The organism is Sphingopyxis sp. CR5 (genome assembly GCF_059693785.1).
In genome coordinates this window covers 101,644-117,990 of the sequence record NZ_JCATIE010000011.1, presented here as the reverse complement: position 1 = coordinate 117,990, position 16,347 = coordinate 101,644, and the positions used below count along the sequence as shown (strand labels likewise).

The window sequence follows — 16,347 nt, the reverse complement described above, 5'->3', positions numbered from 1 at the left end:
CCGCGGGCTGGAGGGACCAGCCGGACTATGAAGAGAGTGTTACCAGCGGCAAAATGAGTCGGTGCTGAACCGCGATGTTGCCTGCGGTTCAGCTTCCGGCCGGGGGGCGCAATGCCGGAACGGCACGGGCCGCATCCTCGGGACGGATTCCCGGCGGCGGCGCGGCGGCGATGCGTTCCTCGCCGCGCAGCACGCGTCCGGCCCGGCGCACCGCCGTGCGGATGCGGGGGTAGGTCCCGCAGCGGCAGATGCCGGTCATCGCGGCGTCGATCTCCGCATCGGTCGGGTTGCTGTTGGTGCGCAGCAGCGCCGCCGCCGCCATGATCATTCCCGACTGGCAAAAGCCGCATTGCGGCACCTGTTCGGCGACCCACGCCTGTTGCACCGGATGGCTGCGATCGCGCGACAGCCCCTCGATCGTCGTAACGATCCGCCCTTCGCATTCGGCGATGGTGACCAGGCAACTGCGGATCGCCTCGCCATCGATATCGACGGTGCAGGCGCCGCAATCGCCGGTGCCGCAGCCATATTTGGTCCCGGTCAGGTTCGACGCGTCGCGCAGCGCCCACAGCAGCGGCGTTTCGGGATCCATGCGATATTCGACCGGGCGGTCGTTGACCGAGAATTTCGTCATGCGATCCGCAATAGCCGAACGCGCGGATTAGTCACGCCAGCTCGTGTCGATCTTGTCGACCTTGCGCACCATCGCGTCGAATTCGGCGCGGCCGGCGCCGCCGGGAATCTGGGCCTGATAGAGGTCGCGCTGGTGCACCCTGACCACATCGTCGCCGATCATCACCGGCTTGCCCATGCTCATCGTCGCAAGCTGGATCTCGCACGCGCGCTGGAGCGCCCAATATTTGATGAACGCTTCGGGCAGCGTCTTGCCCATCACGACGGGCCCGTGGTTGCGCAGCATCAGGATGCGCTTGTCGCCGAGATTGTCGAGCAATCGCGCGCCTTCCTCCTCGCGGACGGTCACGCCTTCGAAGTCGTGATAGCCGATCTGGCCCATGTAGTTGCACGCATAGAAGTTGGTCGGCTGGAGCCCGCCCTCGAGCGAGCAGACCGCCATCGTCGCGGTGGTGTGCGTGTGGATGATCGCATGCGCGTCGGGCAGTTCGCGGTGAAACAGGCTGTGCTGGACAAAGCCCGCCTTGTTGACGTGCCACGGATTGTCTTCGTCGACCTTGTTGCCGTCGATATCGATCTTGATCAGCGTCGAGGCGGTGACTTCGCTGAAGTGCATGCCATAGGGGTTGATCAGGTAGCTGCCCTCTTCATCGGGCACCTTTACCGTGATGTGGTTGAAGATCATCTCGTCCCAGCCCATCATCGCGAAGATGCGATAGCAGGCGGCGAGTTCCTGGCGCGCGGTCCATTCGGCTTCGCTATATTTGCTGTTGCGCTTGAGCTGGGTGGCCATCGGCTGATCCTCTTCCTATCGGTTTCGTCCTGCTACCTATGCCACAAGGCGAGGGGCGCGCACAATATGGCCGAAGCGCGGGTTCGCCCGAGCGGATCGGCAGCGCCCCATCGCGCGAGGGCTTGCATTTCGGCGCGAATCCCGGTAGTGGCGCTGCAACGGAACGTCGCGCTTTCGCGGCGCTCTTTTTATTGCCCGAATATCGATGGTCTTGGGCGGTCCGGAAATTCCCGGAAACCAAAGGCTATCGGGACGAACAGGAGACGACACGGCATATGCAGATCATCGTTCGCGACAATAACGTCGACCAGGCCCTTCGCGCGCTCAAGAAGAAGCTGCAGCGTGAGGGCGTGTATCGCGAAATGAAGCTGCGTCGTCACTACGAGAAGCCGAGCGAAAAGCGTGCGCGCGAGCGCGCCGCCGCCGTTCGCCGCGCCCGCAAGATGGAGCGCAAGCGGATGGAACGCGACGGTATCAAGTAAGACCGTCTCCCGTTCGGGATCCTGATTCGAGAAGGGGCGCTGCGGCAACGCAGCGCCCTTTTTCGTTTAGCGGCCGAATCCTTCGCTCGCGGCCCCTCCGTCGGCGCTCCGAGCTGCCGCCTCGCCATCGCTGTGCGACAGGGCGGAAGGCTGCCCCGTCCTTAATTATCAACGCTTCGCGTGCTGGCGGTCCCCCCACAGGATCGCGCGGTGCTCGTCGGTGAAGCCGGTCAGGCCGCCTTCGATCGTTTCGGCGCGCGCGACGCCGACCTTCATGCCTTCGGCGACCGCAGGGCGTTCGAGCATCGCCGCGCCCCAGCGTTCGACGTTGGGAAAACGCCCCGCCTTGTCGATAAACTGGCGGCGCAGATAGGGCAGGGTGGCCATGTCGGCGATCGTATAGGCGTCGCCTGCGAGCCACTCGGCCTCGCCCAACCTCTTGTCGAGCACCATCATCAGCCGGTCGACTTCGCGCCCGTAGCGTTCGATCGCATAGGGATGCCGGTCCCTGGCGTAATGGGTGAAATGCGCCTCTTGCCCGAACATCGGGCCGACGCCCGACACCTGGAACATCAGCCACTGCCAGCAGATTGCCCGCGCCGCGGGATCGGCGGGCAGGAAGCGGCCGGTCTTTTCGGCAAGGTAGAGCAGGATCGCGCCGGTTTCCCACAGCACGAATCCGGGGCCGTGGGGGCCATCGTCGTCGACGATCACGGGCGTCTTGTTGTTGGGATTCAGCGCGAGGAATTCGGGCTTGAGCTGGTCGCCCGCAAGGATGTCGACGGGCTCGAGCCGCCAGTCGAGCCCCATCTCGAGGAGCGCGATCGCGATCTTGCGCGCATTGGGAGTCGGGCCGCCATAGAGGGCGATCATACCGCGCCCTCCCGTCCGGCCTCCCGCCCCAGCCAGCGCGCCAGCACCTCTTCGGTATCCTGGCCGACGGCGAGCGGGGCGGGGCGGCGCACCGAGCCGGGGGTCGCCGACAGCTTGGGAAAGACGCCCTGCATCGTGACGTCGCCGAGTTCGGCGTCGGGCAGGGTGACGAGTGCTTCGCGCGCCGCGAAATGCGGGTCGGCGAGCATGTCCTCGGCGTCGAATACGCGGCCCGCGGGCACCCCCGCCTCGATCATCTTCGCCTCGAGTTCGGCGATCGTCATCGTCCGCGTCCATTCGCCGATCAGCGCGTCGAGTTCATCCTGTCGCGCGCCGCGGGCGCGGTGGGTGGCGTAGCGTTCGTCGCTCGCGAGGTCGGGGCGACCCATCGCGGCGGCAAGGCGCGCGAACACTCCGTCCTGATTGGCGCCGATCAGATATTCGCCGTCGCGGCACGGATAGACGTTCGACGGCGCGATGCCGGGCAGGGTCGAGCCGGTGCGCCGGCGCTTGGTACCGCTCGCCGAATAATCGGCGACCGTCGACTCCATCACCTGAAGCACCGCCTCATAGAGCGCCGAATCGACGATCTGGCCTTCGCCGGTCTTGCTGCGGTGATGGAGCGCGGCGAGCGCGCCCATGCAGCCATAGGTCGCCGCGAGGGTGTCGCCGATCGAAACCCCCATGCGAGCCGGCGGCCGGTCGGGATAGCCGACGATGCCGCGCCAGCCGCCCATCGCCTCGCCGATGCCCCCGAAGCCCGCGCGCTGCGAATAGGGGCCGGTCTGCCCATAGCCTGACACCCGCACGACGATCAGCCCCGGATTGGTCCTGCGCAGATCGGCGGGGTCGAGATTCCATTTTTCGAGCGTGCCGGGCCGGAAATTCTCGATCAATATATCGGCTTTCGCGATCAGGTCGCGAGCGAGGGCCTGTCCCTCCTCAGCGCGCAGGTCGACCGCGACCGAATATTTGTTGCGGGCGATCACGCGCCACCAGCTTGGACGGTCGCCCTGGCCCCAGTGGCGCATCTGGTCGCCGGTGCCCGGCGGCTCGAGCTTGACGATCTCGGCGCCCATGTCGCCCAGGAGCTGGCCGCAGAAGGGACCGGCGATCAGCTGCCCCAGTTCCACGACCTTGATTCCCTGCAGCGCGCCCGCGTTGCCGTCCCCGTTCGTCATATCGCTCCCTTCGGGCGTCCATCTCGCCTAATATCGTCTTTATGCGGTCAAAAGCGCCACAAGATATGGCCATGATATACTTAGAATGCTATGTAATTTGCAACCTGCTAAATTGGCAACCGGAGCGGAAAGCGAAATGGCGACGGAAAAGCGTGTGGAAATGGTCGAGGTCGGGCCGCGCGACGGGCTGCAGAACGAAAAGGACGTCGTCGCGACCGCCGACAAGCTCGGCCTGGTCGAGCGCGCGATCGCCTGGGGCGCCCGGCGGATCGAGGTGACGAGCTTCGTCAATCCCAGGCGCGTGCCGCAACTCGCCGATGCCGAGGACCTGGTCGCGATGCTGCCCGAGCGCGACGACGTCACCTATATCGGCCTGGTCCTGAATGGCCGCGGTGCCGAGCGCGCGCTTGCGACCGGCCGGATCGACGAACTGGGGGCGGTGTGCGTGACGAGCGACACGTTCGGGATTCGCAACCAGGGGCAGAGCGCCGCCGAATCCCTGGACGTCGCCAAAGCGATCGTCGGGCTTGCCACCGCAGCCGGGCGCAGCGCGCAGATCACGATCGCGACGGCCTTTGGTTGTCCATTCGAGGGCGAGATAGCGATCGGCCATGTCGTCGAAATGACGAAGCGCGCCGCCGACGCGTCGCCGCGCGAGGTCGCGCTTGCCGATACGATCGGCGTCGGGGTGCCGGCGCAGGTCGCCGAAACGGTCGGACGCGTCGCCGAGGCGATCGCGCCGCTGCCGGTGCGGGTGCATTTCCACAACACGCGCGGCACCGGGCTGGCGAACGTCTGGGCGGCGGTGGGCGAGGGCGCCGCGGTGGTCGACGCCTCGCTCGGCGGGCTTGGCGGCTGTCCCTTTGCGCCGGGTGCCGCGGGCAATGTCGCGACCGAGGATGTCGCCTATATGCTGGACCGCAGCGGGATCGCGACCGGACTTGCGCTGCCGGCGCTGGTCGACGCGGCAAACTGGTTCACCGGTGTCATGGGCCGGCCGCTGCCGGCGCTCGTCAGCCGCGCGCCCCGGTTCCCCTCTTCCGCCGGCTGAGCGCCGCCTTTTGCTGCACCCGACAGTGCAGCATTTTTGCATCACATCCGCCGCAATCGTATGCAGACGCACCCGTGGTTCGATTGACAAAGAGAACGTTATCATTTAGGTGAACGTTCACATTCAATGAAAGCCGCGCGAAGAAACGAGCGGCGTCTTACAGGGGAGGACCAAGGGGTGCAGGCATCCAACAAGCTTTGGCTCGCCAGATTGCTGGTCGGCACGTCGGCATTGTCGCTGATGGGCATGGCATCGACCGCGATGGCGCAGGACGCAACCGGCGGCGATGTCGCCGAGGGCGACGCGATCGTCGTGACCGGCATCCGCGCGAGCTTGCAGGCCTCGTCGGACATCAAGCGCGACGGGCAGGGCGTGGTCGATGCGATCTCTGCCGAGGATATCGGTAAATTCCCCGACACCAACCTGGCCGAATCGCTGCAACGCATCACGGGCGTTTCGATCGCGCGCGATCGCGGCGAAGGCTCGTTCGTGACCGTTCGCGGTTTCGGCCCGAACTTCAACCTGGTCACGTTGAACGGCCGCCAGATGCCGACCTCGTCGCTGGGCGACGGGGCGAGCCCGCCGTCCTCGCGTTCGTTCGACTTCGCCAACCTGGCATCCGAAGGCGTGGCGGCGGTCGAGGTCTACAAGACCGGTCGCGCGTCGATCCCGTCGGGCGGCATCGGGTCGGCGATCAACATCCGCACCCCGCGCCCGTTCGACAAGCCCGGCCTGAACGGCAGCTTCGCGGTCAAGGGCGTCTATGACAGCTCGCGCAATCAGGGCAATCCGATCACGCCCGAGATTTCGGGGATCATCAGCGACACCTTTGCCGACGACCGCATCGGCATCCTGATCGTCGGATCGTACCAGCGCCGCAAGGCGAGCGACAACAGCTTCAACAGCGACTGGCGCGACGGCTATCTGGGGAACGAGAATAACTGGGGCTCGCTGGCGCAGCCGGGCGATCCGCGATACGACAATATCACCAATCATCCGGACGACGGCGACGTCTATGAAGTGCCGCAGAACGGGTCGTACAACCTGAACGACATCGATCGCGAGCGCATCAATGGACAGGCGGTGCTGCAATTCCGTCCGATCGATTCGCTGACCGCGACGATCGATTATACCTTTTCGCAGAACACCGTCGAAGTGCGGAACAGCAACGTCGGTATCTGGTTCAACCACAACGACACGTCGAGCGCATGGACCGACGGCCCGGTCGCGGCGCCGCTCTTCTATTCGGAGCATTTCGGGGCCGGCGAACGCAAGGACCTGTCGTACAGCGGCGCGTTGACCGCGAACCGCAGCATCAACCGCTCGCTGGGTGCGAACCTGACGTGGGAGGCGCCGGGCGGCGTCACGATGGAACTCGACTATCACCATTCGTCGGCGACGTCGAAGCCGAGCAACAAATATGGGTCGAGCGTGTCGGTCGGCAATGCGATCTTCGGCGTGTCGGACCAGACGATCAATTTCGACAGCGAATTGCCGATCATCTCCTATGACATGTATCCGGGCATCGATCCGCTCGACGCTTCTCTGATCACGCCGACCGGCAACGCGTTCCGCAACGCCTATTTCCGCAACCAGATCGACCAGATCCAGCTGCGCGGCCATTATGGTCACGGCGGCAGCTTCCTCGACAGCATCGATTTCGGCGTGTCGTTCACCGACAATAATGTCCGGTCGGCCTATGGCTTCATCCAGAACGAGACGTGGAGCGGCGCCGGGCCGGCATCGGATATTCCCGACGATATCTTCACGCTCGTCACGCTGCCCGACAAGTTCAAGGGGCTGGGCGGGGCCGGCGATCCGGCGATGATCCAGAGCTTCTATACCTTCGATTTCGAACGGATGGTCGACCTGATCGACGGCCTGTACGGCACGTGCGACCGCGCCGCGAGCGCCGACAGCTGCCTGGCGGCCTTCACCACCGATCGCCGCCTGACCGAAAAGACGCTGGCGCCCTATATCCAGGTGAACAACGAGTTCGACCTCTTCGGCAACCCGGCGCACCTGACCGCGGGCCTGCGTTATGAAACGACGACGATCGATTCCTCGGCGCTGGTTCCGATCCCCGACGGCACCGCCTGGAGCGCGGCCAACGAATTCTATGTCCTCTTTTCCGACCAGAGCGATTTCACGCGCTTCAAGGGGCATTACGACAATTGGCTGCCGGCGATCGATTTCGACATCGAGCCGATCGAGAATGTGAAGCTGCGCGCATCGTACAGCCACACGATCACTCGTGCGACCTATGACAATCTGCAGGGCGGGCGCACGATCGATCCGGGCTTCCGCATCGGCGGCGGCACCGGCAACCAGGGCAATCCGGGGCTGCTTCCGTACAAGTCGAAGAACCTCGATTTCTCCGCCGAATGGTATTACGCGCCGGCGAGCTATGTGTCGGTCGGTTATTTCCGCAAGAATGTGTCGAACTTCATCGCGCAGACGCGGGTCGACTCCTATGCGTTCGGGCTGACGCATCCGGCGTTCGGCGCCCGGTACGACGCCGCGATCGCCGCCCTCGGCGCGGGAGCAAGCACGGCGGATATCCGGCAGTATATTTTTGACACTTTCCCCGAAACGACCAATCCGACGGGCACCGATCCCGCCGGTTACACCACCGGCGACATCTATGGCGTGGCCGGCGACGACTTGGTGAATTTCGAGATCACGACACCGATCAACAGCGACCAGACCGCGCTCCTGAAAGGCTGGGAGTTCGCGCTCCAGCACAGCTTCTGGGATACCGGGTTCGGCGTGATCCTGAACTATACGATCGTCGACGGCGATGCGGTGTTCGACAATACGCAGCCCGCGACGGTCGCGCAGTTCGCGCTGACCGGGCTGAGCGACAGCGCCAACGCCGTGGTCTATTACGACAAGGGGCCGATCCAGGCGCGCGTCGCATGGAACTGGCGCGACCAGTTCCTCGACGCGACCGGGCCGAACCCGGTCTATATCGAGGATTATTGGCAGATCGACGCCAGCGCGAGCTATGAGTTCATGCCCGGGCTGACCGGCTTCGTCGAAGCGATCAACCTGACCGGCGAGGGACGGCGCGGGCACAAGCGGTCCGACAACAACGTCACCTTCGCGTCGCCGGGCTTTGCGCGCTACGCGGCGGGCGTGCGGTTCAACTTCTGACCGACGGGCGGCTTCCTCCGCCGCCCTCCTGGCGAGAGAGCCGCACCGCTTGCCCGGTGCGGCTCTTTTGCGTGACGGGGCGCGGCGGCTCGCCTAGGATATCGTGATGACCCAATCGATCGGGAGCGTGGTGATCCTGGGCGGCGGCACCGCCGGCTGGCTGTCGGCATGCCGGATCGCGGCCGCGCGGCCCGACCTGTCCGTCACGCTGGTCGAGGCGCCCGATATTCCGACCGTCGGGGTGGGCGAGGGGACATGGCCGACGATGCGCGCGACGCTGGCTGCGATCGGTATCGACGAGGCCGAATTTCTTGCCGCGTGCGACGGGTCGTTCAAACAGGGATCGCGCTTCGACGGCTGGGTCGACGGCCGCGCCGACGATCGCTACCTGCATCCCTTTACCCCGCCGCCGCCCATGCCGGCGGACGCTCTGGTCGCCGCCTGGTCCGAGATGGGCGGCGGGGTCGATTTCGCGTCGGCGATGACGGCGCAGGCGGCGGCGTGCGCGCGCGACCTGGCGCCGCGGCAGCGGGCGATGCCGGGCTATCAGGGCGCCCTTAACTATGCCTATCACCTCGACGCCGGAAAATTCGCCGCGCTGCTGCGCCGCCATGCGGTGCAGCGTCTGGGTGTGCGGCACGTCGCCGACACGGTGACGGGGGTCCGCGCGGACGGGCAGGGCGACATAGCGGCGCTCGCGACGCGTGCGCATGGCGAGATCGCGGGGGACCTGTTCATCGATTGCAGCGGCCATGCGGCGATGCTGATCGGCGGCCATTGCGGCGCCGCGTGGATCGACCGCAGCGACGTGCTGCTCAACGATCGCGCGCTCGCGGTGCAGGTGCCGACCGCCGTGGGGGCGCCGATCGCATCGCAGACGATCGCGACCGCGCACCGGGCGGGCTGGATCTGGGACATCGCGCTGCCGAACCGCCGCGGTATCGGCTGCGTCTATGCCAGCCGCTTTCTGGCCGACGATGCGGCCGAGGCCGAGCTGCGCGCCTATATCGCGCGCGCGCTTCCCGATGCGCCCGATGCGCCGGTGCGGCGCCTGGCCTTTCCGACCGGGCATCGCGCGCGGTTCTGGCACGGCAATTGTGTCGCGATCGGGCTGTCGGCAGGGTTCATCGAACCGCTCGAAGCCTCTGCGATCGTGATGATCGAATTGTCGCTGACCGCCCTGATCGAGAATTTTCCAGCACGCCGCGACACGTTGCCCGTGCTCGCCGAGCGTTTCGACGCGCTGTTCCGCTATCGCTGGGACCGTATCGTCGACTTTCTGAAGCTGCATTACCTGCTCAGCCGCCGTGACGAACCCTATTGGCGCGCGCAGCGCGACCCGGCGCACGTCCCCGCACGGTTGGCCGGGCTGTTGACGCTGTGGCGCGACCAGGTGCCGTCGCGCTGGGACTTTCCGCAGGTCGACGAGATATTTTCGGCCGAAAGCCACCAATATATCCTTTACGGCATGGGCTATCCCGTACCCGAAGGATCGACCGCGACCGACCGTGCGCGCGGTGCGATCGCCGAAACCGCGCGCCGCGCCCGCGCGCTGGCGGCGGGACTGCCCGGCAATCGCGCCTATCTCGACGCCCTGCTCTCCGATGTCGGTGAAGCGGGCGCCCAAGTGGAAGGATTTTGATGAGCCAGCACGCGCCCCTCGACAAGAACAGCCACCGTGCCTTGCGGGTACGGACCGACGTCGGCGCCGAACTGGGCGACGCGGTAATGGCGACGCTGACCGTTCCGAACGAATTTCGCAGCGTCCAGGGCCATTTTCCGATCCTCTTTCGCCGCGAGCCGGGGCAGGAGGCGTTTATTGCCGTCGCGCTGTTCGGTTTTGAAAATGGCGAGAACCTGTTCCTCGACAGCGATCGCTGGGATGCGGGCTACCGCCCGCTGTCGCTCGCGATCCAACCCTTTCTCGTCGGGCGGCCGGCAAGCGGCGAGGGGACGGGCCATGTCCACATCGACCTCGACCATCCGCGCATCGCCCCGAGCGACGAAGGCGTGCGCCTGTTCGACGAGGACGGGATGGCCACGCCCTATCTGGACGCGGTGGCCGGGCGGCTCGGCGCGCTTGACGAGGGGTATCGCGCGAGCGGCGCCTTCTTCGCCGCGCTTGCCGACCATGACCTGCTCGAGCCTTTCACGCTCGAGGTGCCGCTGGAGGACGGGTCGAAGAACTCGCTTGTCGGTTTCCACATCGTCGACGAAGCCAGGTTGCGCGCGCTCGATGCCGCGGCGCTCGGGCGCCTGCACGCCGAGGGGCATCTGATGCCGATCTTCATGGCGCTGGCGTCGCTGTCGCAGATCGCGGAGCTGGTCGCACGCAAGAACCGCAGGATGCGCGATGGCTGATCGCGATCCCGCCATTTACGACCGCTTTGCCCGGGTGCGCGAGGTCGAGTGCGACGCGGGCGCGGGGCTCGACGCGCTGCTAACCGGCGCGCGCGAACCCTTTGTCGTGCGCGGGCTCGTCGCCGACTGGCCGCTCGTCGCGGCGGGACGCACGTCGGCGCGCGCGGCGCGCGCCTATCTGCTCGATCACGCGCGCGATCGACCGTTCACCGTATCGATCGCGCCGCCGGGACACGATGGCCGACTGTTCTACGATGCCGACATGGCGATGAACTTCCGCACCGGCACCGGCAGGCTGCCCGACATCTTTGCCGGGATCGATGCCGCCGAGGAGCAAGACGAGGCGCGGACCGTCTATCTCGCCTCGATCGACATCCCGGCGCATTTCGCCGGGCTCGATGCGGCCAATCCGGTCGACCTGGGCTGCCGCGAGCCGCTGAAGAGCATCTGGATCGGTACACGCACACGGATCGCGGCGCATAATGACTTCCCCGACAACCTGGCCTGCTGCGCGGCGGGCCGCCGGCGCTTTACGCTGTTCCCGCCCGATCAGTTCGGCAATCTTTATCTGGGACCGATCGACAATACGCCCGCCGGCCGCGCGGTGAGCATGGTCGACTTCGACGCGCCCGACCTTGCCGCGCATCCGCGCTTCGTCGAGGCGATGGCGCATGCGCAGGTCGCCGAGCTCGAACCCGGCGACGCGCTCTTCATCCCGTCGATGTGGTGGCACCATGTCGAGGGGCTCGACCCGTTCAACATCCTGGTCAACTATTGGTGGCGCGACACGCCCGCGTGGCTCGGCCAGCCGCAGGACGCGCTCAACCATGCGATGCTCGCGATCCGCGACCTGCCGGCCGAGGACAAGGCGATCTGGCGCCGGCTGTTCGACCATTATGTGTTCGACGCGGACGACGACGTCACCGCGCATATTCCCGAAAAGGCGCGCAGCGTCCTCGCGCCGCTGACCGCCGAAACCGCGGGGCGCCTGCGCGCCTTCCTGCTGAGGACATTGAGCCGATGAGCGACGACCGGAAACGCCAGCGTATCGTGATTGCCGGCGGCGGCACCGCCGGCTGGATGGCGGCTGCGGCGATCGCGCGGACGATGGGCGGGGCGGTCGACCTGACGCTCGTCGAGTCCGAGGCGATCGGCACTATCGGCGTCGGCGAGAGCACGATTCCGCCGCTGGTCAATTTCAACCGGCTGCTCGGGATCAACGAGGCCGATTTCATGCGCGCGACGCAGGCCACGTTCAAGCTCGGCATCCTGTTCGACGACTGGAAGGATGTCGGGTCGCGCTATTTCCACAGTTTCGGCCTGACCGGCAAGGATCACTGGTCGGCGGGGTTCCAGCATTTCTGGATGCACGGGCGCGCGAAGGGGCACGGGCAGCCCTATGACGATTATTGCCTCGAACTGGCGGCGGCGCTCGATGGCAAGTTCGCGCACCTGCCCGGCGACCGCATGAACTATGCTTACCAGCTCGATTCGGGCCTTTACGCCCGCTTCCTGCGCAAGATGGCGGAAGAAGACGGAACGAAGCGGGTCGAAGGCCGGATCGGCCGCGTCGAACTTAATACCGAGAGCGGCGATATCGCGGCGCTGGTGCTCGACGGCGACCGCCGGATCGAGGGCGATATCTTCCTCGACTGCACCGGCTTTCGCGCGCTGCTCATCGAAGGGGCGCTGCATGCGGGCTTCGACGACTGGACGCACTGGTTGCCGTGCGACAGCGCGATCGCGCTGCAGACGCCGAATGTCCGGCCGCCGGTGCCCTATACGCGCGCGATGGCGCACGACGCCGGCTGGCAATGGCGCATCCCCCTCCAGCATCGCAGCGGCAACGGTCTCGTCTATTGCAGCCGCTATCTCGATCGCGATGCCGCGCTCGACCGCTTGCTCGGCAATATCGAGGGCGAGCCGCTGACCGAGCCCAACTTCCTGCGCTTCACCAGCGGGGTGCGGCGGCGCCAATGGCATCGAAACTGCGTCGCGATCGGGCTTTCGGGCGGCTTCATGGAACCGCTCGAATCGACGAGCATCCACCTGATCCAGCGCGCGGTGCTGCGCTTCGTCCGCATGGTTCCCGCCGGCCGCCCGAGCATGCGCGACATCGCCGAATTCAACGACCAGCAGGGGCAGGACATGGACCAGATCCGCGACTTCCTGGTCCTGCATTACAAGGTCACGAACCGCCGCGACAGCGCCTTCTGGCGCTATTGCGCCGACATGCCGATCCCCGACAGCCTGGCGCAGAAGATCGAATTGTTCCGCGAGACTGGGCGCGTCTTTCGCCGCAACGAGGAATTGTTCGCGGAGAACAGCTGGGTGCAGGTGATGATGGGGCAGGGGGTCGAACCGCAAAGCTATCATCCGATCGCCACCAAGCTGCGCGACGACGAGCTGGAAAAGCTGCTCGCGACGATCCGCGCCCAGGTCGCCGATACGGTCGCGAAACTGCCCGAGCACCACGCTTATGTCGCGCGCTATTGCGGCGCCGAGGCGGCCGAAGCGGCATGATCGCGGCCCTCGGCCTGATGCTCGCCGCGGCGGTGATCGCCCCGGCGCCTGCCGACGACGCCGGCGATTGGCGGCTCGTCTGGTCGGACGAGTTCGATGGTCCGGCGATCGACCGCGCAAAATGGGATTTCGACGTCGATTGCTGGGGCGGCGGCAACGACGAACGCCAATGCTATACCGACGATCGGCGCAACGCCGCGGTCGAGGACGGCAGGCTGGTGATCACCGCGCGCAGGGAGCGGAGGACCGGTCCCGCCTATCCGGCGGCGCAGCGCGGCGACCCCGAAAAGGCGAAGGCGACCGCGACGAAGGACTTTACCTCGGCGCGTCTGGTGACGCGGGGCAAGGCGGCGTGGACCTATGGCAAGATCGAGGTGCGCGCCAAGCTGCCGCAAGGGCAGGGAACCTGGCCCGCGATCTGGATGCTGCCCGAAGAAGCGCATTACGGCGCGTGGGCAGCGTCGGGCGAGATCGACATTTTGGAGGCGGTGAATCTGGGCGTCGCGTGCAAGGACTGCGCGGGCGGGACCGAAAACCGTATTCTGGGTACGCTGCATTTCGGCGGCACCGCGCCGGCCAATCAGCACAAGGGCGCCGAAACCACGCTGCCCGCGCCGCTCGACGGCTGGCATGTTTTCGGCCTCGTCTGGCGCGAGGGGCGGTTCGACTGGACGATCGACGGCCGCGTTTATGCAAGCCAGGTTGCAGGCGACTGGACCACGGGCGCAACCGACGATCCGGCCGCGCCGTTCGACCGTCCGTTCCACCTGATCCTGAACCTGGCTATCGGGGGTGGACTGGCGGAGAGCCGGACCGCGGGCGGGGTCGATGAAACGGGCTATCCGAAGCGGATGGAGGTCGATTGGGTTCGCGTCTGGCAAAGCGAACCAAAGGACGCTAGCAGCACAGCCGAAGCGGGGGGCGAAAAAGACTGATGGGGCGTCGACGGCAGTCGGTAACGATCAAGCATGTGGCCGCGGATGCAGGCGTATCGCTGCAGACGGTGAGCCGCGTCATCAACAATGAACCCAATGTCCGGCCCGAAATGCAGAAACGGGTGCAGGCGTCGATTGACAAGCTGGGCTATGTCCCGTCGATCGCGGCGCAGCGGATGAGCGGATCGCGATCCTATCTGATCCTGGCGATCAACGACCGCGAGCGCACGATCGCCGACTGGCGCGGGCGGCAGGGGATCGACTGGGTCGACCAGATGCTGCTGGGCGGGATGCTCAAATGCGCCGAGCTTGGTTATCGCATGATTTTCGAGCTGGTCGATACGCATACCGATCATGTCGAGCGGGAATTGCGCGCGACGATCGCCGCGCTGCAGCCCGATGGGGTGGTGCTGACCCCGCCGCATTCGGACAATCCGTTGATCGTTGCGCTGCTCGACAAGGCGAAGATCCCGTTCGCGCGGATCGGTTCGGTGGGCGGCGAGGCCGGGATCGCGCTGACGATGGACGACGAAGGCTCGGCGCGGCTCGCGACCCGGCACCTGATCGACCTGGGCCATCGCCGGATCGGCTTCATCGCGGGGTCGCCCGAATATAATCTGAGCGGCTGGCGCGTCGACGGCTGGCGCGAAGAAATGGACAGCGCGGGGCTGAGCCGCGACGGCCTGCTGATATGGGGCGATTTCAGCTATGCCTCTGGCGAGGTCGCCGCGCGGTCATTGCTCGACCGCGCCGATCCGCCGACCGCGATCATCGTCAGCAACGACCAGATGACGCTCGCGACGATCGAGGTTGCGCGGGCCCGCAGGCTCGATATCCCGCGCGACCTCTCGATCATCAGTTTCGACAACACGCCGATCGTGCGCTTTACCCAGCCACCGCTGACCGCCGTCGACCAGCCGATCGCCGAGACCGTATCGCGCGCGGTCGAGCTGATCATCGCGGCTCAGCGCGGCGAGCCGAAGCCGGCGATCCCGACGGTCGTTCACGGCAGCCTGGTCGAGCGCGGTTCGACCGCACCTCCGCAGCGTCCGGCGTGAGCGAGGGGGACGCCCCGCGGCGCCAGTCGCTCGGCTTCCTGCTGCTCTATGCGCTTGCCGCCGCGGGCGGCGCGATCGCTTATGTCCCGTTCCTGACCATCCTGCTGCCCGCGCGCATGACCACGCTGACCGGCGCCGACGATGTCCAGTATCTGGGCTATGTCACCTTTTGCGGCGCGGTGGCGGCCAGCGTCGCGGGCATTGTTTTTGGCTGGCTGAGCGACCGCAGCCGCAATCGTCGCGGCTGGATCGCGACCGGGCTGGTCCTGACCATCGGGCTGCTGCTGGCGATGCCGCTTGCGCGCGACGTCTGGACGCTGATCGGGGTCATTATCCTGTGGCAGCTGGGGCTGAACATGATGCTCGGGCCGCTGTCGGCGTGGGCGGGCGATTGCGTGCCCGACGCGCAGAAGGGCTTGCTGGGCGGACTGCTCGCCTTTTCGCCCGCGCTCGGCGCATGGTCGGGGGCAATAGCGACGCTGCCCGGGCTGGTTTCGGTCGATGGGCGATTGGGGGTCGTCGCGCTGCTGGTCGCGGCCGCGGTCGTGCCCGTCCTGCTGGTGGGGCGGCCGCGACCTTTCCCCGAACTGACCGCACGATCGGGACGCAGCGACGCGGAGCCCGTCGTGCGTTCGAAGGGGCCGGCGGTACGGATGTGGCTTGCGCGGCTGTTGGTGCAGATCGCCGAGGCGGCGTTGTTCGCCTATCTCTATTTCTGGTTTCGTTCGATCGATCCGGCGATGCAGGATAACGAAAAGGCCAGGATTTTCAGCCTTGCGTTGACCCTCGCCGTGCCGATCGCGCTCGTCGCCGGGCGCTGGGCCGATCGCCACGACCGCCCCTTTCTGCCGCTGGTGGTCGCGGCGAGCGGATCGGCCGCCGGCCTGGTCGGCATGGCGCTGGCCGCCGATCCGGACAGCGCGAAACTGAGCTATCTGCTGTTCGGTATCGCGACTACCGTGTTTCTGGCGCTTCACTCGGGCCAGACGCTGCGCATCCTGCCACGTCCCGACCGCCGCGGCCGCGACCTGGGGGTCTTCAACCTGACCAACACGGTGCCGTCGCTGATCATGCCCTGGCTCACCATCTCGCTCGTCCCCGGTTTCGGGTTCGAGATGCTGTTCCTGTTGCTCGCCGCGCTGGCCGTCGCGGCGGTCGTGCTGCTCGCGACAATGCCGCGCCCGTCGGAAAATCCGGACGGCACCTCGTAGGGGCCTGAGCCTAGCTCTTGATTTCGTCGATGCGGTATGCGAAACGATTTTGATAACGTTCACATAGCGACCGGCAAGGGGATGGGAGAG

General features: G+C 66.3%; 14 protein-coding genes. 10 read left to right on the top strand and 4 right to left on the bottom strand.

Annotated elements, in window-relative coordinates:
- Positions 1-88: 88 nt before the first annotated feature.
- Complete coding sequence (locus AC58D2_RS16750) at positions 89-634, bottom strand: (2Fe-2S)-binding protein (protein ID WP_497392189.1); 546 nt, start codon at positions 632-634, stop codon at positions 89-91.
- A gap of 27 nt (positions 635-661) precedes the next feature.
- Positions 662-1,426: a class II aldolase/adducin family protein gene (locus tag AC58D2_RS16745; protein WP_497392187.1), complete on the bottom strand. Its 765-nt coding sequence runs from the start codon at positions 1,424-1,426 to the stop codon at positions 662-664.
- 275 nt (positions 1,427-1,701) lie between these two features.
- Between AC58D2_RS16745 and rpsU the strand changes: the two genes are divergently transcribed.
- Positions 1,702-1,908, top strand: coding sequence for a 30S ribosomal protein S21 (rpsU, locus tag AC58D2_RS16740; protein ID WP_003047635.1), 207 nt, complete (start codon positions 1,702-1,704; stop codon positions 1,906-1,908).
- 168 nt (positions 1,909-2,076) lie between these two features.
- On the opposite strand, the gene AC58D2_RS16735 is transcribed toward rpsU, so the two are convergent.
- Both AC58D2_RS16735 and AC58D2_RS16730 read right to left on the bottom strand, forming a co-directional pair.
- Positions 2,077-2,781, bottom strand: coding sequence for a glutathione S-transferase family protein (locus AC58D2_RS16735; protein WP_497392186.1), 705 nt, complete (start codon positions 2,779-2,781; stop codon positions 2,077-2,079).
- Positions 2,778-3,962, bottom strand: a complete 1,185-nt coding sequence (locus AC58D2_RS16730; RefSeq protein ID WP_497392184.1) for a CaiB/BaiF CoA transferase family protein — start codon at positions 3,960-3,962, stop codon at positions 2,778-2,780. The genes AC58D2_RS16735 and AC58D2_RS16730 overlap by 4 nt, the downstream gene beginning before the upstream one ends.
- A 136-nt stretch (positions 3,963-4,098) precedes the next feature.
- On the opposite strand from AC58D2_RS16730, the gene AC58D2_RS16725 reads away from it, so the two are divergent.
- The 9 genes from AC58D2_RS16725 to AC58D2_RS16685 all read left to right on the top strand — a co-directional run bounded on the left by AC58D2_RS16725 (position 4,099) and on the right by AC58D2_RS16685 (position 16,257).
- Positions 4,099-5,013 (top strand): hydroxymethylglutaryl-CoA lyase, encoded by a 915-nt coding sequence (locus tag AC58D2_RS16725; protein ID WP_497392182.1) that lies wholly within the window; start codon positions 4,099-4,101, stop codon positions 5,011-5,013.
- A 177-nt stretch (positions 5,014-5,190) separates the two neighbouring features.
- Positions 5,191-8,169 carry a TonB-dependent receptor gene (locus AC58D2_RS16720; protein ID WP_497392180.1) on the top strand — a complete coding sequence of 993 codons (2,979 nt, stop codon included), beginning with the start codon at positions 5,191-5,193 and terminating at the stop codon, positions 8,167-8,169.
- 106 nt (positions 8,170-8,275) lie between these two features.
- A complete protein-coding gene (locus AC58D2_RS16715; protein ID WP_497392178.1) occupies positions 8,276-9,811 on the top strand; it encodes a tryptophan halogenase family protein in 1,536 nt (511 codons plus the stop codon).
- Positions 9,811-10,530 (top strand): SapC family protein, encoded by a 720-nt coding sequence (locus AC58D2_RS16710; RefSeq protein ID WP_497392176.1) that lies wholly within the window; start codon positions 9,811-9,813, stop codon positions 10,528-10,530. The genes AC58D2_RS16715 and AC58D2_RS16710 overlap by 1 nt, the downstream gene beginning before the upstream one ends.
- The gene (locus tag AC58D2_RS16705; protein WP_497392174.1) at positions 10,523-11,554 is read left to right on the top strand and encodes a cupin-like domain-containing protein; all 1,032 of its coding nucleotides are present in this window, start codon (positions 10,523-10,525) and stop codon (positions 11,552-11,554) included. The genes AC58D2_RS16710 and AC58D2_RS16705 overlap by 8 nt, the downstream gene beginning before the upstream one ends.
- Complete coding sequence (locus AC58D2_RS16700; RefSeq protein WP_497392172.1) at positions 11,551-13,053, top strand: tryptophan halogenase family protein; 1,503 nt, start codon at positions 11,551-11,553, stop codon at positions 13,051-13,053. Before AC58D2_RS16705 ends, AC58D2_RS16700 begins: the two co-directional genes overlap by 4 nt.
- On the top strand, positions 13,050-13,988 hold the full coding sequence (locus AC58D2_RS16695) for a glycoside hydrolase family 16 protein (protein ID WP_497392170.1): 939 nt from the start codon (positions 13,050-13,052) through the stop codon (positions 13,986-13,988). The genes AC58D2_RS16700 and AC58D2_RS16695 overlap by 4 nt, the downstream gene beginning before the upstream one ends.
- Positions 13,988-15,046, top strand: a complete 1,059-nt coding sequence (locus tag AC58D2_RS16690) for a LacI family DNA-binding transcriptional regulator (RefSeq protein WP_497392168.1) — start codon at positions 13,988-13,990, stop codon at positions 15,044-15,046. The genes AC58D2_RS16695 and AC58D2_RS16690 overlap by 1 nt, the downstream gene beginning before the upstream one ends.
- Positions 15,043-16,257, top strand: coding sequence for an MFS transporter (locus AC58D2_RS16685; protein WP_497392167.1), 1,215 nt, complete (start codon positions 15,043-15,045; stop codon positions 16,255-16,257). Before AC58D2_RS16690 ends, AC58D2_RS16685 begins: the two co-directional genes overlap by 4 nt.
- Positions 16,258-16,347: the final 90 nt, after the last annotated feature.